This window comes from Actinomycetospora lutea, from assembly GCF_028737205.1.
Taxonomy (GTDB): Bacteria; Actinomycetota; Actinomycetes; order Mycobacteriales; family Pseudonocardiaceae; genus Actinomycetospora; species Actinomycetospora lutea.
The window spans coordinates 1-1,296 of sequence record NZ_JAQZAL010000094.1; the positions used below are offsets into that span (position 1 = coordinate 1).

Consider the following 1,296-nt stretch of genomic DNA (forward strand, 5'->3'; position numbering starts at 1 on the left):
CCCCGGGATCCAGGTGGTGCCCGCGAGCGGGACGCGGGCCATGGCGGCGGCTTCGATGGTGAGGGCGACGAGGTCCTCGGGCTCGAGGTGCAGCACGTGGGCCTTGCCGCAGGCGCGGGCCAGTGTCTGGGCCTCCATGGTGAGCACGCGCAGGTAGTTGGCCACCCGCCGCCCGCCCTCGACGGGGTCGAGGCGGGCGGACAGGTCGGGGTCCTGGGTGGTGATCCCGGCGGGGTCGCGGCCGTCCTGGAAGTCGTCGTAGTAGCCCGCGGCCGAGCCGATGGCCTCGTACTCGGCGGCGTACTGGGGGTCGTTGTCGCCGAGCGCGATCAGCGCCGCGGTGCCGATGGCGACGGCGTCGGCGCCCAGGGCCATGGCCTTGGCGACATCGGCGCCGGTGCGGATGCCCCCGGAGACGATGAGCTGGACCTTGCGGTGCAGTCCGAGCTCCTGCAGCGCCTGCACGGCCTGGGGGATGGCGGCCAGGGTGGGGATGCCGACGTGCTCGATGAACACTTCCTGGGTGGCGGCGGTGCCGCCCTGCATGCCGTCGACGACGACCACGTCGGCGTCGGCGGCGACGGCGAGCTTGACGTCGTAGTAGGTGCGGGTGGCGCCGACCTTGACATAGACCGGTTTCTCCCAGTCGGTGATCTCGCGCAGTTCGCCGATCTTGATGGCCAGGTCGTCGGGGCCGGTCCAGTCCGGGTGCCGGCAGGCCGAGCGCTGGTCGATGCCCGGGGGCAGGGTGCGCATCTCGGCGACCCGCTCGGAGATCTTCTGCCCGAGCAGCATCCCGCCCCCGCCCGGCTTGGCGCCCTGCCCCAGCACCACCTCGATCGCGTCCGCGGCCCGCAGGTGATCCGGGTTCATCCCGTAGCGGCTGGGCAGCAGCTGGTAGACCAGCGTCTTCGACTCGCCGCGCTCCTCGTCGGTCATGCCGCCGTCGCCGGTCGTGGTCGACGTCCCGACCTCCGAGGCGCCGCGTCCCAGCGCCTCCTTGGCCTGCGCCGACAGCGCGCCGAAGCTCATCCCCGCGATCGTCACCGGGATGTCGAGGTGCAGCGGGCGGGTCGCGTGCCGGTCGCCGAGCACCACGTCGGTGTCGCAGCGCTCGCGGTAGCCCTCCAACGGGTAGCGCGACATCGACGCCCCCAGGAACAGCAGGTCGTCGAAGTGCGGCACCGCCCGCTTGGCGCCCCACCCGCGGATGTCGTAGACACCGGTCCGCGCCGCGTGCTGGATCGCCGCGATGCTCGCGCGGTCGAACGTCGCCGACTCGCGCAGGCCTCGTTC

At 72.9% G+C, this 1,296-nt stretch carries 1 protein-coding gene; it reads right to left on the reverse strand.

What is annotated here, in order from left to right:
- Positions 1 to 1,296, reverse strand: a 1,296-nt coding sequence (locus PHK61_RS31795; protein ID WP_420791479.1) for an FMN-binding glutamate synthase family protein, incomplete at both ends; no start/stop codon positions are given.